This is a genomic window from Streptomyces sparsogenes (genome assembly GCF_001704635.1).
GTDB classification, from domain to species: domain Bacteria; phylum Actinomycetota; class Actinomycetes; order Streptomycetales; family Streptomycetaceae; genus Streptomyces; species Streptomyces sparsogenes.
In genome coordinates this window covers 1-1,853 of sequence record NZ_MAXF01000247.1, presented here as the reverse complement: position 1 = coordinate 1,853, position 1,853 = coordinate 1, and the positions used below count along the sequence as shown (strand labels likewise).

1 protein-coding gene is annotated in these 1,853 nt (G+C 74.1%); it reads right to left on the bottom strand.

Going from position 1 to position 1,853, the window contains the following annotated elements:
* Nucleotides 1-1,853, bottom strand: a 1,853-nt coding sequence (locus tag BBH68_RS38675; protein ID WP_141713174.1) for an acyltransferase domain-containing protein, incomplete at both ends; no start/stop codon positions are given.

Genomic DNA, 1,853 nt, shown 5'->3' with positions numbered 1-1,853 from the left:
TCACCACGCAGATGACGGGCCAAGGCGGTGATCGTCGGCTGGTCGAAGGCGAGACTCGGGGGCAGGAGGAGGCCGGTGGCCTCGGCCAGGCGGTCTCGTAGCTCCACGGCGGTCACCGAGCTGAAGCCAAGGTCTTGGAAGGCGCGGTCGACTTCCACCTCGGCCTCCGGATAGTGCAGCACTTCGGCGGCTGTGGCCCGTATGAGCCTGGTCAAGTGGCGCTCCTGCTCGACGGAGGACAGCGGGGAGAGCCGAGCCAGCAGCCGCTCGGTGGCTTCCGCGCCCGCTTCGGCCGCCGATTCCACGGTGTGTTCCGTGGCGTGTTCGGCGGCGTGTTCCGTGGCGGGGCCGGCGGGCGCGCCGACTCCCATGGGTTGGGCACCGGTTCCTGTGTCGGGGGCGGCGACCCAGTAGCGCCTGCCCTGGAACGCGTAAGTGGGGAGGTCGTGCCAACCGTCCCAGCGGGCGGCGGCGCTCCCGTAGACGGCGTTCCAGTCCACCGTTACTCCGTGGACGGCCAGCCGGGCCAGGCCGGTGACCAATGTGCCGGTCTGCGGCCGGTCGTGGCGCTGCATGCCGACGGACAGCACCGGCCCGGGGGCCCCGGGCCGGTGGGCGGCCACCGTCTGCTCGACCATGCCGGAGAGCACGGTGTCCGGCCCCAGCTCCACGAAGCCGGTGGCGCCGGAGGCGGCGGCCGTGGCGATCGCGTCGGCGAACCGCACGGTGGAGCGGACCTGGTCCACCCAGTATCCGGAGTCCTGCCACTCGCCGCTCACCGTCGAACCCGTGACCGTCGAGACGACCGGCAGCTCCGGCTCCCGGAAGGAGACATCCGCCAGCACATCGGCGAAGGCTCCGGTCATCGGGGCCATGAGCGGGGAGTGGAAGGCGTGGCTGACCCTGAGCCGTTTGACCCGGCGCCCCCGCTCCCGCCAGGTCTGTGCCAGCCGGTCCACCGCCGCCTCGTCCCCCGAGAACACCACCGAGTCGGGGCCGTTGACGGCGGCGACCGCGATACTGTCCCGGTACTCGGCCGGCAGTTCCCGGGCCTCCTCGGCGGTGGCCTGCACCGCCACCATGGCGCCTTCGGCGGGCAGGTCCTGCATCAGCCGGCCGCGCGCGGCGACCATGCGCGCCGCGTCCTCCAGCGACAGCGCGCCCGCCACATGCGCGGCGGCGATCTCGCCCACCGAATGGCCGACCAGGAACCGGGGCCGCACGCCCCAGGACTCCACCAGCCGGTAGAGGCCCACTTCGAAGGCGAACAGGCCCGTCTGCGCGTACACGGTCTGGTCCAGCAGCTGTGCCTCCTCGCTTCCGGATTCGGCCCAGAGGACCTGTCGCAGCGGGTGGGGCAGCGAGTCGGAGAGTTCGCGGTCCACGGCCGCGCACGCCGCGTCGAACGCCTCGGCGAAGGCGGGATGGTGGCGGTGCAGCTCCCGGCCCATGCCGGGCCGTTGCGCCCCCTGACCGGGGAAGACGAACGCCAACTGGGGGGCGTCGGCGGCCGCGGTGGCGCGTACGACACCGGACGCCGGGTCGCCCGCCGCGATGGCCTCCAGTCCGGCGAGGAAGCCTTCGCGGTCCGCGGCCACGACCGCCGCCCGGGTGTCGAGCCCGGCGCGCCGGGTAGCCAGCGCGTGGCCGACACCGGCCAGGTCCACGGCGTCGATGCTCTCGTGCGCGGCCAGCCACTCCCGTAGCCGTGCGGCCTGGCCGCGCACCCCGGCCGGCCCCCGGCCGGACACGAGCCACGGCACCGGTCCGGCATCCGCCCCGAGTTCCGGGCCGGTGGCTTTCGGGTCGGCCGGGGGCGCGGGGGGCTGCTCCAGGATGACGTGGGCGTTGGT